Below are 22,536 nucleotides of genomic sequence, written 5' to 3'. Positions count from 1 at the left end.
TCTTGCTGTCAGCTCCGTTCCGAAGCGACTTGAATATAATATCATGTATCAGGGTACACTGCAATACTTTATAATAAAAAATATTGAATTGCTGCCAGTGAAGCTATTCCCGGAATACCTAACAAGCCCACTAATACTGTTGTTGCGGCATTTATTGGGATATGGAGTCCGGCAAGTGCCCCTACTACATTAAATAGAAATAATAGAAAGACACCAATAATAAGCCTGACTGAACCTTTGAGTACAAAACTAAAAAGCTTTCCTGACGTTCCTGAAATAAGTAAGATGACTACTGCAGCCAATAGTATACCGATTATTGCATATGACATTTTCCATCTCTCCTTTAACTTGTCCTGCTTTTCTACATTATGAGAAGGGACAAGAAAAAAGAACACGCATTGCGTTAGATACGCAATGCGCTTAAGTTTCGGTGTCTTGCTTCTCGCAGCATGAACAGGTACTTGGCTTGTGCTACCTGCAGATCATACTGCCCCATCTCACTAGCATCGACACTTCTCTCTATTATGGATTGGATACTGACCCAATCATTTTTCATCTTGAATATATCAGCTAACAACTCTTTGTCCACATCAGATCTCTTCAATCTTCTGCCAGCCATTACTCTCACCTGCTTTACAGTTCTCTTCTGCCTTCCATCGCTTTGGAAAGGGTGACTTCATCTGCATACTCCAGATCTCCACCCATCGGCAGGCCGTGTGCAATCCTTGTTGTTCGTATACCAGATGGTTTGACTAGTTTGGATATATACATCGCTGTTGCTTCGCCTTCTATGTTCGGATTGGTGGCAAGGATCAATTCCTTTACTTCTTCATCCTTCAGGCGGTTCAATAATGACGGGACATTTATATCTTCCGGTCCGATGCCATCCATCGGAGAAATTGCTCCATGCAATACATGGTATTTCCCATTGAATTCACGCATTTTCTCCATAGCGATGACATCTTTCGGATCCTGCACGACACAAATAAGAGAGCTGTCTCTTGCTTCATCCTGACAAATACTACAAGGATCCTGATCGGTGATATGACCGCAGATGCTGCAGTGGGTCAATTCACGTTTGGCATTGACTAATGCCTTCGCAAAATCCATGACGTCATCTTCCTTCATGCTAAGTACATGGAAGGCAAGGCGCACGGCAGTCTTTGGTCCGATTCCAGGCAATTTGGTAAAGCTGTCTATCAGCTTCGAAATCGGTTCGGGATAATACATCTATTTAGTTGCCTCCTAGAACATTCCTCCAGGTAACCCTTTCGTGAACTGTCCCATTGTTTGGTTGGATTTTTCGTCGACTTTCTTCAATACTTCATTTGTTGCAGAAATAATGAGATCCTGGAGCATTTCTACATCATCCGGATCTACTACCTCTTCCTGAATGACAACATCAGTAATCTCTTTTTTTCCATTAGCGATAACTTTCACAGCACCGCCGCCTGCAGTTGCTTCGAAAGTCATTTCGAAAAGCTCTTCCTGAGCCTGCATCATTTTCTTCTGCATCTTCTGCATCTGTTTCATCATATTGTTCATATTCCCACCACCACGCATGGAAAAATCCCTCCTTGAATTGATAGTTATTCTTTTATTTCGAGTAAGTCATCTCCGACCAATTTCCTGGCCTCTGCGATAATCGGGTCTTCCGCTTGCTTTCCATCTTCAGATGAATCCTGCTGCTTCTGATTCTTCAGGAAATCTTCCCGCAGTTCTGTCCAATTTGCCTCCGGAATCGGTATGACCGAAACTTGGTGTCCGATCCGTTCTGCTAGTAATGATTCTATCGTGTCTTTGTGTTCCAAGGCAAGCGAACAATGGATCTCATATTTGAAACCTATAATAAGCGCATTCTGGGAAGCTGCCCTTGGCTTGCTATTCAAAATCGTAGCATGCGCAGGAGCACTCTGCCGCTTCAAGGCATCCATAAAGCTTGCCCAGTGTTCGGCAACCAGCTTCAATTCGTCCTTTGTTGCTTCTGATAATACTTGGCGTATACGTTCAAAAGGAACACGATAGCTGTTTTTGCTGCCTGTCCTTGCCGGACGCTTAGGCTGTTCGGCCGGAGCCGATGCTGCTTGCGGCTGCGATTTCAGCTGTTTCAATTCCTGTTCCAGCTGAGAGATCTTGCGCGTCAGCTGCTGCACAGCCTCTGCTTCCACACTCGCTGTCGGAGCACTTTGATCTGCAATATGCAGAATCGCAATTTCAACAAATACCTTTGGACTGTTTGCCCATTTGATTTCCTGCTGACAGCGATTAAGTTCTACAATCGCCGCTTGGATCCAAGAAGCATCCACTTCCTCTGCCAGTTGTTTGAAACTATCGTCTACAAGCACGCGTTCCAGAATGTTCTCCATACCAGGTGCACTTTGGAACATGAGCAAATCCCGTAAGTAATAGATAAGATCAAAAACGAAACGCCCCGGATCCTTTCCATCCTGTATCAGCAGATCAACTTGTTCCAGTGCTGCTTGTACATCCTGTCGCGTACAAGCCCGGATTACCTCGGTTAGCCTATCCTGGGAGACGGCCCCGGTAACTGCAAGCACATCCGCAAGCTCCACGACATCTTCACTATAGGAAATTGCCTGGTCAAGCAAACTGAGTGCATCCCGCATTCCGCCTTCAGCAGCTAGCGCCACTGACTCAACTGCGTCATCGGATACAGTGATTTGTTCCTTCTCCAGAATCTCCTGCATCCTGTTCACCATTGCCTGCTGGTTGATACGTTTGAAGTCGAAACGCTGACATCGGGAAATGATCGTCAGCGGAATCTTGTGAGGTTCCGTTGTTGCCAGGATGAACACCACATGTTTCGGCGGCTCTTCCAATGTCTTGAGAAGTGCATTGAATGCCCCGATCGAGAGCATATGGACTTCATCGATAATATACACTTTATATTTAACCGCACTAGGAGCATATTTCACTTTGTCCCGGATGTCCCTTATTTGTTCGACACCATTATTGGACGCTGCATCAATTTCGATAACATCTGCAATTGAACCATCCTGTATACCTCTGCAAGCCGCACACTCGTTACACGCTTCCTCTACCGGCGCATGTTCACAGTTGATCGTCTTTGCAAAGATCTTGGCCGCACTTGTCTTCCCTGTACCACGCGGACCGGAAAACAAGTAGGCATGCGAGAACTTATCCTGCATGATGGCATTCTTCAATGTACGGATGATCGGCTCCTGGCCTACTACATCAGCAAATGTCCTTGGCCTCCAGACACGGTATAACGCTTGATAACTCATCACGCCGCGCTCCTTTTTTCATTCTTCCTTCATTATAACGGAATTAAGTTACTGATACTACATGTATAAAAAGAGCCCTTACCAAATGGCAAGGACTCTGATTGTTTATTGGTTAAGCGCCGTGCACCCACCGTCGATAATACAGATCTAAGCGTTACATAAGTTCATGGCTCGACCCAGGCTTCCCCGCGGCACACAGGAGAGACTGCTTACTGCTGCTTCCTTCCGGACCTGACAGGGTTCACAGTTTCCTGTTGCGCAGGACCCGGGTGTCAACACCAATTCCTTATGGCAGACCTTAAAGCCGCATTACCTCGGGCGGGAATTCGGCCTCGCTATAGCGGATTGCGAGTACAGGGCACCGCTACCTCCCCGCTTAGCACGGCTAAGTTGTGAATAAAGTTAGGCGCTTCTATAGCGCACTTCATAGTATAGCTTGTTTACGGAAAAAAATCAATCCCGGCTGTTTTTGGCTGCTTTCCGTTTTCGGAGCTCCCGGAAAAAGGAAGTCAGCAATCCGCCGCATTCCTCTTGCAGCACACCACCTGTCACTTCTGTTTGGTGATTGAACCGATCGTCTTCCAGTAAATTATATAAAGTGCCTGCACAGCCAGCTTTCGGATCATAAGCACCGAATACAACACGCCGCACGCGTGATTGGATAATGGCACCTGCACACATCGGGCAAGGCTCCAATGTCACATATAAATCACAATCCTCCAGCCGCCAGCTGCCTATCTTTTCATTGGCTGCCTGAATTGCATGCATTTCTGCGTGCGAGTGTGCCTGCTGTGTCGTTTCTCTAAGATTGAAGCCGGAAGCGATGATCTCCCCATCCTTCACAATAATAGCTCCAATCGGAACTTCTCCGAGAAGCTCTGCACGCTTGGCTTCTTTTATTGCTTGCTCCATCCAGTAAGCATCTGTCGTCATATTTATATCCCACATTTCTATCTAAAGGTTTCAAATTAGCTAAAGTTGATAATGTATAAGTATAAGAAGCTTCCTACTATGAAGTAAAGGGGAATTATCATGACTGACAAAAAAGCTGTCTTGTTTATAGATGTATTCAATACATTCGATTTTCCGGGCGGCGATCAGCTGCTGGAGAATACAAAAGAAATTCTTCCCAATTGGGAAAAACTTCGCAAGAAAGCAAAAGAAAATGATTGGCCAGTTATCTATATAAATGACCACTATGGAATTTGGCAGGATAACTTTAAAAAAATTGCGGATTATTGCCGGAATGATGATAACCATGAAATCATCGATAAGATGATGCCGCACGAAGATGATTATTTTCTTTTGAAGCCGAAGCATTCTGCTTTCTTTCAGACATCACTGCCATCCTTATTAAAGGATTTAGAATGCGATCGAGTCATTCTTGCTGGTGTTGCGGGTAATATTTGTGTCATTTTCTCTGCCAATGATGCCCACATGCGGGAATTCAAGCTGGATGTACCGAAAAACTGTGTAGCTTCCAATACGAAAGAACAAAATGAGGACGCCTTGCGCGTCATCGAAACAACTCTCAGCGCCAATACCGATCCAGTCTGACATAAGACGGCTCCTCCCAGCATAGCTTTTCTACAGAGGCTTTATAAAGGAGGAGTCGTTTTGCAAATATATGTAGTGCAGACTGGTGATTCACTGAACAGCATCGCAAGCCGTTATGGCACGACTAGCCAGGAATTGATTACCGCAAATGAACTGGCCGCACCAAATGATCTTGTCGTCGGACAGGCGCTTGTGATTCCGATTATTGGTTCATTCTATTATGTCCAGGCTGGGGACAGTCTTTACACTATCGCCAGGAGAAACAACCTGTCAGTTGCAGAACTGGCCCGGATCAATAACATTTCAGCATCAGCACTACTGCAGCCCGGCCAGCGTCTTTACCTGCCTGCAAAGCCAAAAAGGCAGATCGAATCAAACGCCTACATCGAACCTACCGGAAATACTGTCTCCCAGACTCTGGAGACTGCGGCAAGACAGCGAGCACCATACCTCACCTATCTAATGCCTTTCAGTTACAGAGTAGACCGGCAAGGAAATTTAACCGCCCCGCCACTGAACGAGTTTGCTACAATTGCGCAGGCAAATAATACGACATTAAGTCTTGCTGTTTCCACGCTAGAAAGCGGCGCATTCAGCGCTGAATTAGGAACTCGAATTGTCACCAATACTTCTGTCCAGGATCGCTTGTTTACAAACATCATCAATACAGCCAATGAAGTCGGTTTTGGTGAGGTGCACTTTGATATTGAATTTCTGCCAGCGGAAAATCGGGAGGATTATAACAATTTCCTCAGGCGAGCTGTCGCCAGACTTCGACCTGAAGGACTGCGTGTATCGACAGCTGTCGCACCCAAGACGAGTGCGACACAGCAAGGGCAATGGTATGAAGCACATGATTATGCCGCCCATGGGGAGATTGTCGACTTTGTCGTTTTGATGACCTATGAATGGGGCTATAGCGGCGGACCGCCATTAGCTGTTTCTCCATTACCGAATGTTCGCGATGTTGTGGAATATGCTCTGACGGAAATGCCTGCCAATAAAATTATGCTGGGACAAAATTTGTACGGCTATGATTGGACACTACCATACGAGCCAGGCGGAGAATATGCCAGAGCCGTCAGTCCGCAGCGCGCCATCGATATTGCCCGTGAAAATAATGCTTCTATCCAATATGACACTACTGCACAAGCACCTTTCTTTAGATATACAGCAGCTGGCGCACAGCATGAGGTGTGGTTTGAAGATGCCCGATCCATCCAGGCAAAGTTTGATTTGATCAAGGAGTTGAACTTGCGCGGAATCAGTTATTGGAAGCTTGGTCTCTCTTTTCCGCAAAACTGGCTGTTGCTTACCGATAACTTCACAATCAGAAAGCTATGAGAGCAGCATAACGGCTGCTCTTTTTTCATGTCACTGTCACCCAGAGCTTCTCTTTACGAAAGTTGTCTCCATCCACCACCACTTGTGGAATCATCACACGCACAGGACTTTCCAGCGGTGATGGTGTCAGCCTGACTTCCTCAGAAGATACCCATTCCCCCGTAATCTTGTCTGCAAAAGAAAACTGTTCCCGAAAGCCATCCCGAAACCAGCTTACTTCATCTTCCTTCGATACACCTGGTTGATTCATACACAAGTACAACGAAACATCATCACAGAAGGAGAGCATTTTCTGATCTATATCCAGTGTGGCTTTTTCGGCTGACGTAAGTGTTTGTAAGTCAGCTTGCTGCAACCCGTATTCCCTATCCAAAAATGCTTTTATTTGTTGATCATCTGTATCATCGGAAAAAAAGGAGCAATAATGCCTGCTGCACAGTATAGCTGCATAGCGGGATTGTTCTCTCACTTCCATAATACCCTGCTGATAGGCACGCAGCTTGTCATCCTGCGGATAATCAATAAAGCTATAAAAGCCTTTTCCATCCGGCTTACGCTTCGGTACTTCATCCAGCGGAATCCAAGCCCGGTCGTGTTGATCAATTGCCATGATAGCATCAGGCCGCTGAGTTGGTGAATCAGGATCATCCTTACGCCAATGCCTGGCTATTTCCCCGGAAATAGCCGCATGATCATGCTGCGGTATCAATACCGTTTTACCTTCGTTATTCTCACGAACGATCATACTATCCCTCCTATAAAAAACTCCCGGCATAGAGCCGGGAGACATAATCTGTACTTATTTCAATAGCTTCAAGGATTCCTCGATGAAAGCTGGAATATCATCCGGCTGTCTGCTCGTAACCAGCTGATCCTGGCATACGACAACTTCTTTGTCTTCGACTGTCGCACCAGCGTATTCCATATCCACTTGAATGGATTTATAACCTGTCGCTTTTCGCCCTTCCAATGTTTTAGCTGTAATTAGCAGCTGCGGACCGTGACATATTGCAAATACAGGTTTCTTCTCATCCATGAAATGCTTCGCAAAATTAACAAATCGATCATCCGCACGCAAGTTATCAGGTGAGTTGCCGCCAGGAATGAACAGTGCATCAAAATCAGATGGGTTCACATCATCGATGCCTTTATCGATGGACACTGTTGCGTCCCCTTGCTTGCCTGTTACACTTTTGCCTGCTTCAAATTCGATTGTTGTCACTTCATGACCAGCTTCTTTGAAAGCTTTCGCCGGATCTGTGTATTCTACGTCTTCAAAAGTATCGGTAATTACTGTTGCAATTTTAGCCATTGTCTAACACTCCTTTTATAAAGTATCACACAATGTATACTTCCACGTGGGCAGTCGATTAAACCTGTTATTCTTCTAAAGTGGATGTATCACCCAGCGGAAGTCCGAGTTCTTTGGCACGAAGCAGACGACGCATGATCTTACCGCTTCTTGTCTTTGGAATCGAGGTGACAATCTCAATTTCCCTTGGTGCAGCATGCGCGCTAAGTCCTTTTTTAATGAACTGACGGATCTCTTCACGCAGCTCCATCGAATCTTTATGCCCCTTATCCAAAGTGATGAAAGCTTTGATGATTTCTCCGCGCTCTTCATCCGGTTTCCCGATAACCGCAGCCTCGGTAACTGCATGGTGCTCGATTAGCTTGCTTTCCACTTCAAAAGGACCGACCAGCTTTCCGGAAGTGTTGATTACATCATCCAAACGACCTTCGAACCAGAAATAGCCCTCTTCATCCATCTTGGCGCTATCTCCTGATACATACCAGCCGTTGATGAAATAGCTGTCAAACTTCTCTTGATTGCCCCAAATCGTTTTCATCATCGATGGCCATCCAGCCTTTACCGCGAGGTTTCCGCTCGTATGCGCTGGCAGTACATTCCCTTTATCATCAATGATCGCTGCCTCGACACCTGGTATCGGTTTGCCCATCGCCCCAGGCTTGATTGGCAGTGTAGGGTGATTGACGATAAGCATGGCACCTGTTTCTGTCATCCACCATGTATCATGGATGCGTTTGCCGTATACTTCTTCCGCCCAATAAATGATTTCCGGGTTGAGAGGCTCCCCGACACTGAGGACATGGCGAAGCGAGGACAAATCATGGGCATGGGCAACCTCGTCACCTGCAGCAGCCAGCTTTCGCAATGCTGTCGGAGCTGTATACCAGACTGTGACCTTATGCTTCTCAATGATTTTATACCAGGCTTCCGGTGTAAAACGGCCCCCGGCAATAACATTTGTTGCTCCATTCAACCAAGGTCCGAATATGCCGTAACTTGTACCTGTCACCCAGCCTGGATCAGCTGTGCACCAGTACACATCATCCTCCTGCAAATCCAAAATCCATTTACCTGTGGCATAATGCTGCAGCATTGCCCGATGTGCATGATAGACACCTTTTGGCTTCCCAGTGGAACCAGAAGTATAATGCAGCAGCATACCATCCTCCTTATCCAGCCACACAGGCTCGAATTCTGTTGATGCCTGATCCATCAGTTCTGTATAGTCATGTACGCCGTCTGTTTCACAGTCGAGCACAATGACCTCCTTCAGTTCAGGCAGCTTATCCCTGTTGACACGCGGCAGCAATGCAGCAGTTGTAATCAAGATACTGGCTCCGCTGTCCAACAATCGATCTTCCACCGCCTGCTCCATGAACGCTTCGAATAATGGTCCAGCCACTGCTCCAATTTTGAGAATACCAAAAAAGCTTGCGTAAAAATCAGGACAGCGAGGCATGAACAAAAAGACGCGGTCTCCTTTTGCTGCGCCAAGTGAAGTCAGCATATTGGCAGCTTGATTGCTGCGTTCCTTCAGCTGTGCGAATGTCCACTTTTCCTCTGTCTGTCCATCCTGATAAATCAGAGCCAGCTGATCCGCTTTGGCTGGATTTTCCGCATGGCGGTCGACCGCTTCATAAGCAGCATTCAACTTACCCGTATGGAACCAGGAGAAATCCCGCTCCATCTGACTCCACTCAAACGACTGACGTAATGCTTCAAAATCCGTTACATTGTGCTTTCCAGCGAGAGGTGCTAACATTTTCATGATTCGACATCCTTCCCTATATTTTGTAAGCGTTTACAATTAACACGAATAAAAAAGCCTCTGTCTGCATCAGCAAAGCAAGTAGGTTATTTCCATTGTACCTTGTTTTCCTTACCAATCAAAGCGAAATCATAAAAATGAACACCCGCTGCTTACACGGGTGCCCATAATGTTATTTCTTATATTGCATATATACTGCCTGCGTAATAAGGAAATCGTCGATACCATATTTACCGTCGGTACCGCCAAGTCCAGATTTACGGATACCAGCATGATAGCCTTGGACCGCTTCCATGTTTTCGCGATTTACATATGTTTCGCCAAACTTCAGTTCATTGATTACTTTCATCGCTTCATTCAAATCCTCTGTATAGATAGAAGAAGAAAGACCATAATCTGTGTCATTGCCCATCTCAATGGCTTCTTCCAAATTAGAGAATATCACAATAGGAATAACCGGACCAAAAATCTCTTCCTTGATAATGGAGGAGTCATGCGCTACGTTAGTCAGGATTGTTGGCTCATAGAAGTAGCCGGAATCTGCATCTGCTCTTTTACCACCGATGATACAGTCAGCACCTTCCTCCTTCGCTGCTGCTACCATCTCTTCAACAGTTTCCAAACGCTCTTTGCTGACTAGCGGACCCAAATCCACATCATGATCTTTGGCGGGATCCCCGTAAGAGACGTCTTCAAAAGCCTGTTTCAATTTTTCCGTGAACGTTTCTGCTACGCTTTTGTGAACGTAAACGCGCTCGGCATTTGTACAAGTTTGTCCGTTGTTCAGCAGGCGGGAAGCCTTTATTTGTTCTACAGCTAAATCTATATCTGCGTTCGCCGTTACAATGGCAGGTGCTTTACCACCAAGCTCCAGATTTACTTTGGTTATATTTTGCGCAGCAGCTTCCATTACCTTTGTCCCTGCTGTTACACTGCCTGTAATCGAGATCATATCTACTTTCGGATGGGAGGCAAGCTGGTTTCCTAATGCGGAGCCTGTCCCTGTGACATACTGGTAGACGCCATTTGGTATGATACCTAGGTCATCCACCATCTTTGTAAATTCATACGCTGTATTTGGCGTTTGCTGACTTGGTTTCAGGACAAGTGTACAGCCGGCGGTAAGAGCCTGGGCAACCTTACGTGCCAATATAAAGACCGGAAAGTTCCATGGTACGATGCCTGCTACAACCCCAATTGGCTTTTTATAAATAAATATATTTTCATTCGGCCGATCACTCGGGACGATGTCACCTTCAATGCGGCGTGCCCATTCGGATGTGTAGCGGAAGAAATCAATTGCCATATCCACTTCGCCCGTGGCAAGTTCATAGTTCTTTCCTTGTTCTTCCTGCAGCAAGGAAACGAAAGTGTCTTTCCGCTTTTCAAGCTCATCACCAAGCTGGCGTACAATTTTAGCCCGCTCGATCGCCGGTGTCTGCTCCCACTCTTTTTGAGCTGCTGCGGCACCTTCTACTGCTTGATTCACTTCATCCTCTGTCGCTTTAGGTATTTTAGAAATAACTTCTTCAGTAGCCGGGTTTAAGATATCGATTGTCTCTTCTGCTTGTGAAGAAATAAAACGTCCGTTGATATAAAGCTGATGCGTTTCCACATTCATCCTCCTCCATTCATTCCTGGTAGTTGTTTTCCACCATAAAGGAAGGTACAAACACAAAAAGGCCCACTCTATAACAGAGCAGGCCTTTTCTTACACTTAGCAGATTAGTGGTATGGGGGATACCTGCTATCACTATACCCATCTGGAAGTAAAATAAACATATTTCTTTAAAAGTTTATGATTTTTTTCAGCGGGAACTGGTTTATATACAACATACTGAAGGAGTGGATGACAAATGGCTGAAAATAAACAAAGTCTAGGCGATAAAGTAAAAGGTGCCGTATCAAAAGCAAAAGGTGAAGCAAAAGATCAAATCGGCAATGCCAAAAATGACAAAGGTATGCAAGCGGATGGCAAAAAGGATAAAGCAAAAGGAAATCTTCAGGATACTGCTGGTAAACTAAAAGAAGATTATGACCGTCGTTAAGAAAGAGCCCGTCTGTTTGTCAGATAAACTGACAGAAATCACGGGGTACTTGGGAAAGTGAGAACTGCACCCAATTTCGGCAAATTTCGTGCTACACTTAATGCAAGATTTCCCCTAAATTTCTAACGCAAAATGGCTGCCAAAAGGCAGCCATTTTTGTTTTAGACAATTTCCACATATTGCGGATTTGCAGTGATATAGTTTCCGCTCTTCAGCTTATACATTGTCGAACCATCGACTGTGAGTGTCTCCACTACCGTGAACACTTCGCCTTGGCTTACTGTACCAGCTCGTGCATTCCAATCCGGCGCATCATAATAGTATAGTGATGCTGCCTTCACTCGAATCAAGAAAGTAGATCCCGAACCTGACTTCTTCGTTAACCCAAGTGCTTTCTCCAAACCATTCACATGACCTCGTGCCACATTCTGGATCCAAGAGTTGGATTTCATCTTCGCTGCATCGGCACTGTTATCAATAAAACCATTCTCCGTCAGAACAGCAGGCATATTGGTTTCCCGAAGAACGTGGAAATTCGCCTTTTTCCTGCCTCGATCCGCCATTCCATTCAGCTTCATGACTTCCTCATGAATTCGTGCCCGCATTACGCCAGTTTCAGAGCTGTCCGAAAGTGTGGAATAGATGAAATCCTCATATCCTGTCCCTCCACCGGCATTGATATGGATGCTAAGGAAGAAATCAGCGCCCCATGCATTGGCATCATTCGTACGCTGCGTAAGAGATGGGAACGTATCCCCCGTACGAGACATACGAACCTCTGCATTTTCATATTCCAGCTGCAGGATGTTACGGATCGATGTTCCAATCGCCAACACGACATTTTTCTCCTGGATACCATTTGCTGTTGCACCCGGATCTGACCCTCCGTGACCTGGATCTACATAGATTTTCACCATTCGACCATCTCCCTTTCTTTTTTTGACTGCTATGTGTTACTTTATGCAGCCTTGTACTAGATAAAAGCGGTTGGTGTCACAATTTCACAACCCATTCTGTATCTATTATCGAAAGATAGGTTCCAATTGTGTTATCCCGTTCATAAAAAAGATCCGATTAGACACACTAACAGAACAAGAGAGGTGATCGGTGATGTTTCCCTGGCAGAAGAAGAAAAAGACAGAGACAGTGCAAAAACAGAAAGCTACCAAAGTATCGAGCATCTTAAATAAGAATGTAACTTATATTGAAAATCAGTTTTTATATGGAACCAACTATGACTTCGTTTCTAGGGAATTGTGCGGTTCAAGTGGGAAATACCATATCTTTTACTATTCCACCATCGTCGATATGAAACAGTTACATGAGCATATTGTGACACCGTTGCTTGAATCAAAAAAGGATAATCCTATCGACCGCATCCTCACGGTTTCCAACATCAGCACGGTGAAAAATATGGATGATGTGGAAAAAGGCATTAACGCCGGCAGTGTCCTCATTTTTAAAGAAGGAAGCAGAGAAAGCTTCGAGGCTAAAATAGATGACTTTAAGCATCGCGCAGTAGAAAAACCAGAGAATGAGAAGACTGTAAAAGGACCGAAAGAATCCTTTACGGAGTCTTTACCAACGAATGTATCCTTGTTCCGAAAACAAATCCCTTCCAAAGATATGATTGTTGAAAACGTCAGCGTTGGTACGAGACCCTCCACATCCGTGTCATTGGTGTACGCTCGCGATTTGGTTAACGATAAAGTATTGGAAAATATTAAGCAGCGCATCAAGAAGATTACAGTTGATAATATCCGGAATATTGAAGTATTAGAGCAGTTTCTGGAGGAACGACCCCATTCATTGTTTCCCACAATGCTGTATACAGAACGGCCTGATAACGCGGCAAACTACATTGCCGAGGGGTTTATCGCCATCCTTATGGACAATTCATCCTCCTGTCTGATCGCCCCTGCAACTATCTGGTCTTTCTTTCATTCTCCAGAGGATCGGTATTTAAGGTGGGCATTCGGGAACTTCAGCAGATTAATAAGGGCTGGTGCCTATTTCATCACACTGTTTGTCTCAGCAAGCTATGTGGCGATAACAAATTTTCATAGCCAGCTTGTCCCAATTGATTTACTGCTGGCCATAGCAGCCAGCCGGGAACGAGTTCCGATGCCGATTGTATTCGAGATTCTTTTGATGGAAGTGGCCTTTGAGTTAATCAGGGAAGCAGGAGTACGGATACCTTCCCCGCTTGGACCGACCATAGGAATAGTCGGGGCATTGATTCTGGGACAAGCGGCAGTTGAAGCAAACATAGTTAGTCCTATTGTCGTCATTATTGTAGCACTAAGCGGCTTGTCCTCATTCACTGCTGCCAACTACAGTATCAATCACACATTGAGGATTTCACGATTCATCTTCATTGTGGCTGCGAGTTTTTATGGATTGCTCAGCCTGCTTGGAGCTATTTTGCTCTGGGTAGCATATGTCGTATCCATTGATTCCTTTGGTGTAAGTTATTACTCACCAGCAACACCTTCCACCAGATCCCCAAGGGATACATTCTTCCGCATGATTTTAAAAAAGGAAAAGTGGAGACCCGGTTATCTTAATCCGAAGGACTGGGACAAATCTTGAAAGGAGATTCACTAAATGGAACTGAGTAAAAAACCATTACGTATCCGTGAACTAGTCGCGATAATCTTTATGCTGATTGGACTAAAGGGTGGAGATACCACGCCTGCCCTTTTCGCAGATAAAGCACAGAATGCTATGTGGATTGTTCCGATAATCTCCTTTCTCTTTTTATTAGGTCCATTTCTGGTACTTATGTTTCTGCTGAAGAAATACGAGAAGTATAATCTCGTTGAACTTATTTTTCACTTGATCGGTAAGAAAGCTGGCAGTTTGCTTGCACTGCTGCTTTTCATTATCGGTTTCATTGCCATGTTTTCAGATATGCGAAATGTAGTCGAAGAATTAAACTACCTGTACTTCCCGGATTCACCATCCATTGTTATTTATGTCATCTTCCTTGGTATATGCTTGGTTGTTGCGCATAAAGGATTAGAAACGATAGGCAGCCTGGCTTGGGCACTCACCCCGGTAATCGTTGTCACTATTATCTCTGTCATTGCTATCGATCTAAAGGATGTTGAATTTGCCCGTATATTCCCTATTTTTGGAGGCGGAGTGGGTACTGTTTTGTCTGAGGGCATCACCAAATCAGGAGCCTTTATGGAGATATTCCTGATCACAATTGCTTACACCTCCTTTCATCAAACAAAATACTTCCGCAGTGGCATATATCTTGGCGGCGGTCTATCCGGTTTGCTGATTGTCACATTTTACGTTATATATTCCACACTTTTCGACTATAACTCGATCAACAACATCGCTTTCCTTTATCAAGAATCGACAGAGATTGTTGCACTTGGGCACTTTTTCACAAATATTAGTACCCTTTTTATGGTCGGTTGGATGTTCTCTAATTTTCTGCGCTTTATTATTTTCCTTTATCTACTATCCTGGATATTTGGAGAAATCTTTGAAATCAAACGCTTCGAAGGGCTTCTGTTGCCACTGGGATTCATTGCGATGATGTTGTCACTCATTCCTCCAAGCTTTGTAGTCAATGAAATGCTATTCAGAGAAGAAAGTCTGCAATTCTCCACACCTCTGTTTTTCCTTTTTCCTTTCCTGCTATTAGGAGCATCTTATTGGAAAGGCAGAAAATCATGAAAAAATTCTTTTTATTACTGGTGTTTTTACAGATGGTCACTCTTTTATCCGGCTGCTTTGATCGAAAAGAATTAGAGGAACAGGCATATGTTGTCAGCATTGGTGTCGATAAAACTGATAAAGATAATATCTTCCGCTTTACATTTCAAATAGCCAACCCAGAAGTCGGAAGTTCTGTTTCAGGTAATCCAGCGCCAGAGCCCGTACAAGAGATAGTCAGTGTGTTAGGGACCGACTTCCTGTCTGCTACAAATGCTGCGAATGCAACCGTTGCGAAAGAGATTACACTGGAACAGGCGCGTGTCGTCATTGTCTCCCAGAAGCTTGCGAGGTCCAAAGAATTCATTCATCTCATGCAGTCTGCACCGAGTACTGTTGATTTAAAGCTGAATTCCCAGCTAGTTATCAGCAAGGAAAAAGCAGAGGACTTTATTCGGGATAATAAACCGAAATTGGAATCCCGCCCGCATAAGTACTTTCAATATATACTTGACCGAGCGAAGGAAACTGGGGTTATACCAAATGCACCATTAGTTCGATACTTTCAAATAACCGAAGGTGATGCAGACCTCTTTATTGCTCCATTTGCAACTACTAAAAAAGATCCGAAAGAAAAATATGGGGAAGAAGATAATTATAAAGCTGGAGAAGTACAATTAAAAGGCGGTAATATCACGCAATTCATGGGCTCTGCGGTATTTAAGGAAGGGCAGATGATTGATACATTAACGGGGGAAGAAACTCGTGTCTCATTAATATTGGATACAACATTGGCCCAGCAGGATATTATAGCCACATACAAAGATCCCCTTAAACCGGATTTTGATATAGCTGCCCGCCATCAAGTAGATAGAGTGAAAATAAAAATAGACTATAAACCAGATAGCACATCAGATATCGATGTCTACATCAATACACATATGAATGTCTTTGCAGTTCCAAGTACGGAAAGTTACATGGTGGAGTCAAAAAATAGGAAATTGCTGCATGACTCACTGGAGAGGCAGCTAGAAGAAAGAATAAGAAAGCTGGTTAGAAAAACCCAGGAGAAATACAAGCTGGAGCCCTTCTACTGGTCTCTGCATATTAGACATAAGTTCCTGACAATCAAGGATTATGAGAAAGCCGACTGGTCGAACAAGATTTACCCCAATGCTAACATACGGATACATGTAACAGTAAAAAGCTTGGAATTCGGAAAAATTTTACGGGAATCTGATTTAAAAAGGGTGAGGGATTGATGCAGATATTTTTTATAAGTATGATCGTAACGTTCATCACGATATACTCTGGATTATTTTGCTACGCCCTTTACAAGACCAATAATAAAAAAGGAGCAGCAGCTGTCCTCTGCTTGATCCTCATCGTGATCATATGTCCCTTTTTAGTCTATCGATACTAAAAAACCACAGCCTCTCTAGGCTGTGGTTGCTTTTATATATGGACGGCCCCGGCAAGATTCGAACTTGCGACACACGGTTTAGGAAACCGATGCTCTATCCCCTGAGCTACGGAGCCACGACATACTATATTATAACTGAATCGGCATAGCTTGCAAAGTCTGTCGCTTTTTCCACTAGTTTCTTCCTTCGCTGTATCGAAGCGGCAGCCCTTCTATGGTAAACTATATTTATTTGCCATACAACGTTTGAGTTTGGAGGATACATCATGCACGAGCTGCCTTTTATTGCAGTGGAAGGTCCAATCGGTGTTGGAAAGACATCATTGGCTAAAAAAATTGCTGAACACTTTCAGTATGAACTGCTGAAAGAGATTGTAGAAGAAAATCCATTCCTAGGCAAATTCTATGAGAATATCGAGGAATGGAGCTTTCAGCTGGAAATGTTCTTTTTGACTAATCGTTACAAACAGCTGAATGATATTCGCAAGGACTATCTTTCCCAGAACCAGCCGGTGGTTGCAGATTACCATATCGCAAAGAATATGATTTTTGCCCAGCGTACACTTGCTTCATCGGAGTTTGATAAATACAGCAAGATCTTCTCTATATTGACAGAAGATATTGCACTGCCTAATATGGTCATCTATTTGGATGCCAGCCTGGAAACATTGCTGCAGCGGATTGAAATGCGTGACCGCAAAGTGGAACAGCATATCCAGCCGGATTACTTGAAGCAATTAGCTGCAGATTACCAGACCTTCATGGATCGTTTCGAAGAAGAAAATCCAAACATACCTGTACTCCGATTGAGCGGGGATAAGTTGGATTTTGTGAAGAACGAGCAGGATTGGAAGTATATTTGTGAGAGGATCTCCTCTCACTTGAATAAAGGAGTAACATCATCATGAACCTTAGAGAGAAATACCATATACCCGCAGACAGTGTGATTACCATTGCAGGTACAGTAGGTGTCGGAAAATCGACAATGACACATGCATTGGCAGAAGCTTTGGACTTCCGTACAAGCTTTGAGAAAGTGGATGGTAATCCTTACTTGGATAAATATTATGCTGACTTTGAAAGATGGAGCTTCCACCTTCAAGTCTACTTCCTGGCAGAACGCTTCAAGGAGCAAAAGCGCATCTTCGAATACGGTGGCGGATTCATCCAAGATCGTTCCATTTATGAGGACACAGGAATTTTTGCGAAAATGGCCTATGAAGAAGGAAACATGTCCAAGGTCGATTATGAAACATATCGTTCTCTCTTTGATGCGATGGTTATGACGCCATACTTCCCTCATCCAGATTTGCTGATTTACTTGGAAGGATCGTTCGATCATATCATCAGCCGGATCAAACAACGCGGCCGGGAGATGGAACAGCAAACGCCGATCAGCTATTGGGAAGAGATGTTCCATCGCTATGAGAAATGGATCAATGATTTTAATGCTTGTCCTGTATTGCGAGTAAATATAGCAGACTATGACTTATACAATCCGGATACTTCCATTGAACCGATTTTAGAGAAGGTCGGCCATTTTATCCAGCATTCCCGTAAATGGACTTCGCGTCAGCCTTCCAAATAAAAAAAAATCCGCCATCATAGGCGGATTTTTTTATTTGCTGAATGCTTGTCCCATTTCCTTTGATCGATCAGCTGCTGCTTTTACGCATGCTCGCATGGCGGCTTTTACCCCTTGCTCTTCCAGCACGCTGATACCTGCAGCTGTTGTACCTCCAGCACTGGTGATGTTCGCACGCAGCTGAGCTGGAGTTAGGTCTGACTGTTCAAGCATCTTCGCTGCCCCTTTGAAGGTCTGAATCAACAGTTGTTTGCTAACAGTCTCATCAAGGCCGACTTGAGAGCTTGCTTCCTCCAATGCTTCCATCATGTAATAAAGATAAGCAGGACCGCTGCCTGAAATGGCAGTGACAGCATCCATATCCTCTTCTTTCACTTCTACAGTCTCTCCAACAGTCCCGAACAGCCTGCTCACGACCTTCATCTCCTCATTGCCTGCATATACTCCTGCAGCGATAGCTGTAGCAGCCTCGAGAATTGTGGCAGAGGTGTTAGGCATGGCACGAACTACCGGTTGATGGGCTGGCAGATAGCTTTCCAGGAAAGATGTATGGATTCCAGCCAGTATTGATAAGACAATTTGTCCTGGTTCAATCTTTGCTGCTCTCAAAGAAGTTAGCGCTGCTTCTGCATCTTTCGGTTTCATCGACAATATAATGACATCTGCATCCTTCAAGAGATCTGTTTGATCGCGTGTAACCGTTACACCGTACGCTGCGTGCAATTCCTGCAATCTCTCATCATTAGCATGATTCGTCAGCCATATATCCTTTGCCGGAAGCTGCTCAGCTGCAATTAACCCTTTAACTAGTGCTTCCGCCATTGCTCCTGCGCCTATAAATGCTATTTTATTCATAAATGCCTCCGTTCCACGTGAAACAAGTTTGTAGTATTATCTGATGCTTCTTTTCAGAAGTCAATGTATAAAAAAAATCGTTACGATGAACGTAACGATTTTATATATCTCCAATTTTATGCGTTTGTAAAATATGGCGGAGGAAGAGGGATTCGAACCCCCGCGAGCCGTTAAGCCCCTGTCGGTTTTCAAGACCGATCCCTTCAGCCAAACTTGGGTATTCCTCCGTAAGACAAAGACTACTATACCATATAGGATATCAACATGTCAACAAGATATGAAATATGGCGGAGGAGGGGGGATACGAACCCCCGCGAGCCTCAGAAAGGCCCCTGTCGGTTTTCGAGACCGATCCCTTCAGCCGGACTTGGGTACCCCTCCATGCTTTTGTCTCCAAAAGCTATCTCACCATATTTTCAAGTTTCAAGTCAAGACCTCCGCTTAGCGGATTTCTGTCTTACCACCCATGTAAGGTACGAGCACTTCTGGAATCTTCACGGAACCGTCCGCCTGCTGGTAATTCTCCAGGATGGCCGCAACTGTACGGCCTAGTGCCAAACCAGATCCATTCAATGTATGGACGAATTCCGGCTTGCTCTTATCATCACGCTTGAAACGGATACCTGCACGACGTGCTTGGAAGTCCTCGAAATTGGATACAGAAGAGATTTCGCGATACGTACCGCCGCTAGGCAGCCACACTTCGATATCATATGTTTTCGCAGAAGAGAAACCAAGATCTCCTGTACATAATGTAACTACGCGGTGCGGGAGGCCAAGAAGCTGCAAGACTTTCTCTGCATGGCCTGTGATTTCTTCCAGCACATCATAAGAGTCTTCGGGTTTTACAAATTGAACAAGCTCAACTTTATTAAATTGGTGCTGACGAATCAAACCGCGTGTGTCACGTCCGGCAGATCCTGCTTCAGAACGGAAGGAAGCGCTGAATGCAGTGAATTTCTGCGGAAGCTGTTCACCTTTCAAAATTTCTTCTCGGTAATAGTTTGTTACAGGAACCTCAGCAGTCGGAACGAGGAAGTAATCCCAGCCTTCTACTTTGAAAGCATCCTCTTCAAATTTCGGCAGCTGACCTGTTCCTGTCATGCTTGCTCTGTTTACCATATAAGGAGGCAGCATTTCCTGATAACCATGTTCATCAGCGTGAAGGTCCATCATAAAATTGATCAAAGCTCGCTCAAGACGGGCACCTAAGCCAGTGTAGAATACAAAACGGCTTCCTGTTACCTTCGCAGCACGTTCAAAATCCAGAATTCCTAAATCAGCTGCAAGATCCCAGTGCGCTTTTTCTTCAAAGTCTTTCTGCTGCACTTCTCCCCATTTCCGCGCTTCTATATTATCGTCCTCAGAATCGCCTACAGGCACACTCTCATGCGCCAAATTAGGGATGGACAGCAATAACGTATCCAGCTCACCCTCTACGCTCCGAAGCTCCTCATCATATGATTTGATTTGATCGCCTACATCGCGCATCTCTTTGATTTGGGCATCGGCATCCTGCTTCTCTTTTTTAAGAACAGCAATCTGCTTGGATACCTCATTACGTTTTGCTTTCAGTTCCTCTGTGTCATTGATCAGCTTCCGGCGGCGATCATCCAAATCTCCGAATTTATCCAGGACAGTCAGATCTTCACCCATATTTTTCAGCTTCTGTTTTACTACTTCAAAGTTTGAACGTAAAAATTTCAAATCAAGCATATGTGCTTCCTCCTTTTTTCTTAAACAAAAAAACATCCCATCCCTATAGAAAAAGGGACGAGATGTTTCACCCGCGATACCACCCTGGTTGAAGACAAAGAAGTCTTCCGGCTCGGCAAGGTAACGGTTTGTACCGGGTATGTCTCCATACCATTCCAGGATGGATTCACTCACGGCCCTGCATCGATTTTCACCAGCCATCGACTCTCTTAAAGCATGCAGTGAGTTACTAGTTCCTATCATCACGTTGTTGTTATTCTTCCTACAGAATAGCTAATTCCAGGTAATTATGCAAGTATGATATGCAATTCCAGCTCTAGCTTCTACAAGCTGGGAGGATTTTATACGAAAAAAGCGGCAAAGACTGGGTCTTTTCCGCTTTTCTTGAATGCTTTTTCGCTATGTCCAGCTTCAAAGAACAGAAACTGCGGTATAGGCGATAAATCCCTGCATGAGTAAATGCACCTCACTACGGGCTTTCTCACCTATTCCTCCGTTTCTAAGCGTTCTTTTCCGCTTTTCTCAATTGTCTAGCTGCGAAAGCCAGGAACTAGAGTATAAGCAATGAATCCCTGCGTGGGGAAAGGGCACCCAACTCCGGGCTTCTTTGCTTATCCTTACGTTCCTAAACGGCTTTCTCCGCTTTTCTTAATTAAAACCAGCCTTTTACTGTGTCAGTTACACTAGTGAAGATTCCTGCGAAGAAATCACCGATTGCGCCTAGAGAGAGCATGAACCAGTTTGATTTCTCTACATCTTCGGATGCTACGACGTCAACAGTATAGGAGCCGCCGTTGATATTGCCTTGGTCTTCTCCGTCATAGACTAGTGTTGCAGTTCCGACTTTGTCGCCTTTTTTCACTGGGGCCACCAATTCGCCATCTGCATTGAGCTTGTCCTCGTCTACTTTGTATTCCAAGTGATATTTATCTTCTTCGCCGTTCTTTACAGAAGTTGTAACTGCATCTTTTGTTGAGATGGCTACACTATCTTCTTTTCCTTTTGCAACTGGTACAGAATCATGGTCCTTGATTTCTGTGCCTGCTTTATAAAGTTCAGCCTGTTCGAATTGATTGAAGCCGTAATCAAGCAGCTTTGCTGTTTCCTGGAAGCGCGCTTCTTCACTTGCTGTCTTCATGACAACAGTTATGTAACGCTGTCCATCACGTTCAGCTGTACCTGTGAAGCAGTAGCCTGCTACGTCTGTATGACCTGTTTTCAAACCGTCCATGCCTTCATAGCCATATGCTTCTAAGTATCCAGGCATGTTTGGCAGCATCCAGTTCCAGTTCGTGATTTGTTTCCCATCGAAATCTGTTTGCGTAACGCTGGAAACCTCAAGTGCCTCTGGGTGATCCTTGATCAAGTTATATGCCAAGATACCAGTAGACTTTGCAGTCATCAGGTTTTCGTCGTTGACATTCGTTCCCTCAGCTCGGTTATCGCCTAAGTCAGAGTTGGAAAGACCAGAAGAGTTGACGAATTTATAATCTTTCATACCGATTTCTTCTGCTTTTTCATTCATCATTTTGACGAATTCTGTCTCACTGCCAGCCACAAGCTCAGCCAGCACGATAGTTGCTGCGTTATCGGAGTAGATCGCCATCGCATTGTACAAGTCACGAACTGTGTAATCTTTATCCTGTGTTAATCCTGTTCCGGAGAAATCCGTATTCGAGGAAATGCTGTAAGGATAATCACTTACCTGTGTTGTCGTGTCCCAAGAAATATCTCCTGCTGCAATAGCATCCAAGATGAGATATTCCGACATCATCTTCGTCATACTTGCTGGAGGTAAAGTGAGATCTGCCTGCTTCGCATATAATATTTCACCAGAATTGGCGTCTATTAGAATTGCGGATTCCGCTTTAATATCCAAGCCTTCCGCAGCTTGAGTGTCTAGTGGCTTTGCTAGAAAAGTGTTAAACGTAATCAGCATCGCGAGCAAACCGATCATCGATGCTTTCAAAAGATGTTTCAAAGTCTT

The 22,536-nt window shown here is 44.5% G+C and carries 22 protein-coding genes, 3 tRNA genes, 1 other RNA gene and 1 other annotated feature; of the genes, 8 read left to right on the top strand and 18 right to left on the bottom strand.

Annotation, left to right across the window (positions count from 1 at the left end):
- Positions 1–68 precede the first annotated feature (68 nt).
- The 7 genes from SFC25_RS02460 to tadA form a co-directional block, all read right to left on the bottom strand.
- Entirely contained in the window at positions 69–329 is a 261-nt protein-coding gene (locus SFC25_RS02460; protein ID WP_411213748.1) for a pro-sigmaK processing inhibitor BofA family protein, read from the bottom strand.
- Positions 330–403: 74 nt separating this feature from the next.
- Complete coding sequence (locus tag SFC25_RS02455; RefSeq protein WP_411213747.1) at positions 404–619, bottom strand: YaaL family protein; 216 nt, start codon at positions 617–619, stop codon at positions 404–406.
- 14 nt (positions 620–633) lie between these two features.
- Positions 634–1,230 carry a recombination mediator RecR gene (recR, locus tag SFC25_RS02450; RefSeq protein ID WP_093726377.1) on the bottom strand — a complete coding sequence of 199 codons (597 nt, stop codon included), beginning with the start codon at positions 1,228–1,230 and terminating at the stop codon, positions 634–636.
- Positions 1,231–1,245: 15 nt separating this feature from the next.
- Positions 1,246–1,563, bottom strand: coding sequence for a YbaB/EbfC family nucleoid-associated protein (locus SFC25_RS02445; RefSeq protein WP_411213746.1), 318 nt, complete (start codon positions 1,561–1,563; stop codon positions 1,246–1,248).
- Positions 1,564–1,589: 26 nt separating this feature from the next.
- A complete protein-coding gene (gene dnaX / locus SFC25_RS02440; RefSeq protein ID WP_411213745.1) occupies positions 1,590–3,266 on the bottom strand; it encodes a DNA polymerase III subunit gamma/tau in 1,677 nt (558 codons plus the stop codon).
- A 119-nt stretch (positions 3,267–3,385) separates the two neighbouring features.
- An RNA gene (gene ffs, locus SFC25_RS02435) (signal recognition particle sRNA large type) lies at positions 3,386–3,651 on the bottom strand.
- Between the two features lie 68 nt (positions 3,652–3,719).
- Positions 3,720–4,199, bottom strand: a complete 480-nt coding sequence (gene tadA / locus SFC25_RS02430; RefSeq protein ID WP_411213744.1) for a tRNA adenosine(34) deaminase TadA — start codon at positions 4,197–4,199, stop codon at positions 3,720–3,722.
- A 99-nt stretch (positions 4,200–4,298) separates the two neighbouring features.
- On the opposite strand from tadA, the gene SFC25_RS02425 reads away from it, so the two are divergent.
- Complete coding sequence (locus SFC25_RS02425; protein WP_411213743.1) at positions 4,299–4,823, top strand: cysteine hydrolase family protein; 525 nt, start codon at positions 4,299–4,301, stop codon at positions 4,821–4,823.
- A 60-nt stretch (positions 4,824–4,883) separates the two neighbouring features.
- Complete coding sequence (locus SFC25_RS02420) at positions 4,884–6,167, top strand: glycoside hydrolase family 18 protein (RefSeq protein ID WP_411213742.1); 1,284 nt, start codon at positions 4,884–4,886, stop codon at positions 6,165–6,167.
- 25 nt (positions 6,168–6,192) lie between these two features.
- On the opposite strand, the gene SFC25_RS02415 is transcribed toward SFC25_RS02420, so the two are convergent.
- The 4 genes from SFC25_RS02415 to aldA all read right to left on the bottom strand — a co-directional run bounded on the left by SFC25_RS02415 (position 6,193) and on the right by aldA (position 10,862).
- On the bottom strand, positions 6,193–6,912 hold the full coding sequence (locus tag SFC25_RS02415) for a DUF3891 family protein (protein WP_411213741.1): 720 nt from the start codon (positions 6,910–6,912) through the stop codon (positions 6,193–6,195).
- 54 nt (positions 6,913–6,966) lie between these two features.
- Complete coding sequence (locus tag SFC25_RS02410) at positions 6,967–7,479, bottom strand: type 1 glutamine amidotransferase domain-containing protein (protein WP_411213740.1); 513 nt, start codon at positions 7,477–7,479, stop codon at positions 6,967–6,969.
- A 67-nt stretch (positions 7,480–7,546) separates the two neighbouring features.
- Positions 7,547–9,247, bottom strand: coding sequence for an acetate--CoA ligase (gene acsA / locus SFC25_RS02405; protein ID WP_411213739.1), 1,701 nt, complete (start codon positions 9,245–9,247; stop codon positions 7,547–7,549).
- A gap of 172 nt (positions 9,248–9,419) precedes the next feature.
- Entirely contained in the window at positions 9,420–10,862 is a 1,443-nt protein-coding gene (gene aldA, locus SFC25_RS02400) for an aldehyde dehydrogenase (protein ID WP_411213738.1), read from the bottom strand.
- A 241-nt stretch (positions 10,863–11,103) separates the two neighbouring features.
- Here aldA and SFC25_RS02395 point away from each other — a divergent pair, with 241 nt between their 5' ends.
- Positions 11,104–11,295: a CsbD family protein gene (locus tag SFC25_RS02395; protein ID WP_411213737.1), complete on the top strand. Its 192-nt coding sequence runs from the start codon at positions 11,104–11,106 to the stop codon at positions 11,293–11,295.
- A 161-nt stretch (positions 11,296–11,456) separates the two neighbouring features.
- On the opposite strand, the gene SFC25_RS02390 is transcribed toward SFC25_RS02395, so the two are convergent.
- The gene (locus SFC25_RS02390) at positions 11,457–12,212 is read right to left on the bottom strand and encodes an N-acetylmuramoyl-L-alanine amidase (protein ID WP_411213736.1); all 756 of its coding nucleotides are present in this window, start codon (positions 12,210–12,212) and stop codon (positions 11,457–11,459) included.
- Positions 12,213–12,405: 193 nt separating this feature from the next.
- On the opposite strand from SFC25_RS02390, the gene SFC25_RS02385 reads away from it, so the two are divergent.
- Genes SFC25_RS02385 through SFC25_RS02375 form a run of 3 tightly spaced genes read left to right on the top strand, consistent with a single transcriptional unit; the run spans position 12,406 to position 16,232 of the window.
- The gene (locus SFC25_RS02385) at positions 12,406–13,887 is read left to right on the top strand and encodes a spore germination protein (protein WP_411213735.1); all 1,482 of its coding nucleotides are present in this window, start codon (positions 12,406–12,408) and stop codon (positions 13,885–13,887) included.
- A 15-nt stretch (positions 13,888–13,902) separates the two neighbouring features.
- Positions 13,903–14,991: a GerAB/ArcD/ProY family transporter gene (locus SFC25_RS02380; protein WP_411213734.1), complete on the top strand. Its 1,089-nt coding sequence runs from the start codon at positions 13,903–13,905 to the stop codon at positions 14,989–14,991.
- Positions 14,970–16,232 (top strand): Ger(x)C family spore germination protein, encoded by a 1,263-nt coding sequence (locus SFC25_RS02375; RefSeq protein ID WP_411213733.1) that lies wholly within the window; start codon positions 14,970–14,972, stop codon positions 16,230–16,232. The genes SFC25_RS02380 and SFC25_RS02375 overlap by 22 nt, the downstream gene beginning before the upstream one ends.
- Positions 16,233–16,436: 204 nt before the next feature.
- Here the strand turns inward: SFC25_RS02375 and SFC25_RS02370 are convergent.
- Positions 16,437–16,509: transfer RNA gene (locus tag SFC25_RS02370), tRNA-Arg, on the bottom strand.
- Positions 16,510–16,659: 150 nt separating this feature from the next.
- Between SFC25_RS02370 and SFC25_RS02365 the strand changes: the two genes are divergently transcribed.
- Positions 16,660–17,301 (top strand): deoxynucleoside kinase, encoded by a 642-nt coding sequence (locus tag SFC25_RS02365; RefSeq protein ID WP_411213732.1) that lies wholly within the window; start codon positions 16,660–16,662, stop codon positions 17,299–17,301.
- Positions 17,298–17,981: a deoxynucleoside kinase gene (locus SFC25_RS02360; protein WP_411213731.1), complete on the top strand. Its 684-nt coding sequence runs from the start codon at positions 17,298–17,300 to the stop codon at positions 17,979–17,981. Before SFC25_RS02365 ends, SFC25_RS02360 begins: the two co-directional genes overlap by 4 nt.
- Before the next feature lie 30 nt (positions 17,982–18,011).
- Here the strand turns inward: SFC25_RS02360 and proC are convergent, their stop codons facing one another.
- The 5 genes from proC to SFC25_RS02335 form a co-directional block, all read right to left on the bottom strand.
- Positions 18,012–18,833: a pyrroline-5-carboxylate reductase gene (gene proC / locus SFC25_RS02355; protein WP_411213730.1), complete on the bottom strand. Its 822-nt coding sequence runs from the start codon at positions 18,831–18,833 to the stop codon at positions 18,012–18,014.
- A gap of 134 nt (positions 18,834–18,967) precedes the next feature.
- Positions 18,968–19,060, bottom strand: a tRNA-Ser gene (locus SFC25_RS02350).
- A 58-nt stretch (positions 19,061–19,118) separates the two neighbouring features.
- Positions 19,119–19,214, bottom strand: a tRNA-Ser gene (locus tag SFC25_RS02345).
- A 60-nt stretch (positions 19,215–19,274) separates the two neighbouring features.
- The gene (gene serS / locus SFC25_RS02340; protein WP_411213729.1) at positions 19,275–20,549 is read right to left on the bottom strand and encodes a serine--tRNA ligase; all 1,275 of its coding nucleotides are present in this window, start codon (positions 20,547–20,549) and stop codon (positions 19,275–19,277) included.
- A 50-nt stretch (positions 20,550–20,599) separates the two neighbouring features.
- Positions 20,600–20,801 (bottom strand) — a binding site (T-box leader).
- 400 nt (positions 20,802–21,201) lie between these two features.
- Positions 21,202–22,530 carry a serine hydrolase gene (locus SFC25_RS02335; protein WP_411213728.1) on the bottom strand — a complete coding sequence of 443 codons (1,329 nt, stop codon included), beginning with the start codon at positions 22,528–22,530 and terminating at the stop codon, positions 21,202–21,204.
- Between the last annotated feature and the right edge of the window lie 6 nt (positions 22,531–22,536).

Source organism: Terribacillus saccharophilus (assembly GCF_046592595.1).
Lineage (GTDB): Bacteria > Bacillota > Bacilli > Bacillales > Amphibacillaceae > Terribacillus > Terribacillus saccharophilus_C.
Note: the sequence above shows the minus strand (reverse complement) of the source record. Positions and strands in the feature narration are given on the sequence as shown.